2 protein-coding genes and 1 pseudogene are annotated in these 1,195 nt (G+C 43.8%); all 3 read left to right on the top strand.

The genetic code is table 11. The features are described from left to right. On the top strand, window positions 1–479 hold a 479-nt coding region (locus A3739_RS02810), incomplete at its 5' end, for a penicillin-binding protein activator (RefSeq protein WP_197471989.1). A gap of 23 nt (window positions 480–502) precedes the next feature. After that, complete coding sequence (locus tag A3739_RS02805) at window positions 503–856, top strand: YraN family protein (RefSeq protein WP_068472959.1); 354 nt, start codon at window positions 503–505, stop codon at window positions 854–856. Between the two features lie 5 nt (window positions 857–861). Then, window positions 862–1,195, top strand: a pseudogene (locus tag A3739_RS02800) (SIS domain-containing protein); the annotation flags it as partial.

The raw sequence follows: 1,195 nt of genomic DNA, 5'->3' as shown, positions 1-1,195 counted from the left end.
CGCGGCTTACCGGCTTAAAACTTGAGACCCGCCCCGAACGACGTCGTGATATTGATGCAATTGTGTTACTCGGAAACAATCAGAACGCCAAACGCATCAATCCGCTCTTTGCATTCAACTTCGCTGATGACATTCCGGTGTTCGCCACATCAAGTATCCACGAACCGAACAGTACTGACACGAACAATGACCTATCTGGAGTCCAATTTATAGATATCCCGTGGGCTTTTAATAAAACAGATCAAATTAAGCTACAAATCGATGCCTCGCGAAAGAATATCGCAGCACAATACATGCGCTTTTACGCTTTAGGCGCCGATGCGTATGCACTATCGCCACGCTTAGCGTTGCTCCGCGAGATCCCAAATAGCTTTGTTCAGGGACGAACAGGGAAACTCGCTATTGACGACGATGGATCAATTATCCGAAGACTGCAATGGGCTAAATATCAAGGCGGGAAAGCTATACCAATTAATTAATTCATGTATCAGGGACGATATAAATGAACAACAAGGGAACGAAATACGAGCGATTGGCAGAAAAGCATCTATTGAAGAACGGACTAAAACTTATTGCCCGCAATTATTCATGCCGCCTAGGAGAAATCGATCTTATAATGCGCGATCACCACGCGATTGTATTTGTCGAAGTTCGTTATCGTAAAACCGATACCTTTGGCAGTGCGCAAGAAAGTATCAACAACCCAAAGCAAGCGAAACTAGTAAAAACTGCCTTACTTTACATGCAACAGCACAAACTATTTGATAGCACCTGTCGTTTCGATACCGTCACATTCGACACACATGAATGCAAACAGCCTATCAACTGGATTAAATCAGCATTTGGAGCACATTAGTACCAATGAACGACCTTTCCCCAATTGCCAAATATTTGTGCGACCAAATCGATATCGCCTCAGAGCACATTACGAGCATTGCATCAGAAACCGATCACGCAAGCACCTTAATCGTAGACGCCCTACTTAATGACAAAAAGCTCTTAGTATGCGGCCTTGGGTTTGCTAACCCGATTGCACAAATCATTAGTTCTGCCTTTATGGACCAATATGAATTTGAGCGCCCAGGCTTCCCTGCAATCAATATCGGTTTAGACAGCCTAAATAGCGACACGTCATCTGCCAATATGATCGCTAAACAGATTCAAGCAATGGGAATGGAAAGTGATGTATTAGTAT

Source organism: Oleiphilus sp. HI0067 (genome assembly GCF_001635735.1).
Note: the sequence above shows the minus strand (reverse complement) of the source record. Positions and strands in the feature narration are given on the sequence as shown.

Excerpts from the sequence above, each read along its gene's own strand:
- A3739_RS02805 (WP_068472959.1), top strand. The coding sequence starts at position 503 with ATGAACAACAAGGGAACGAAATACGAGCGATTGGCAGAAAAGCATCTA.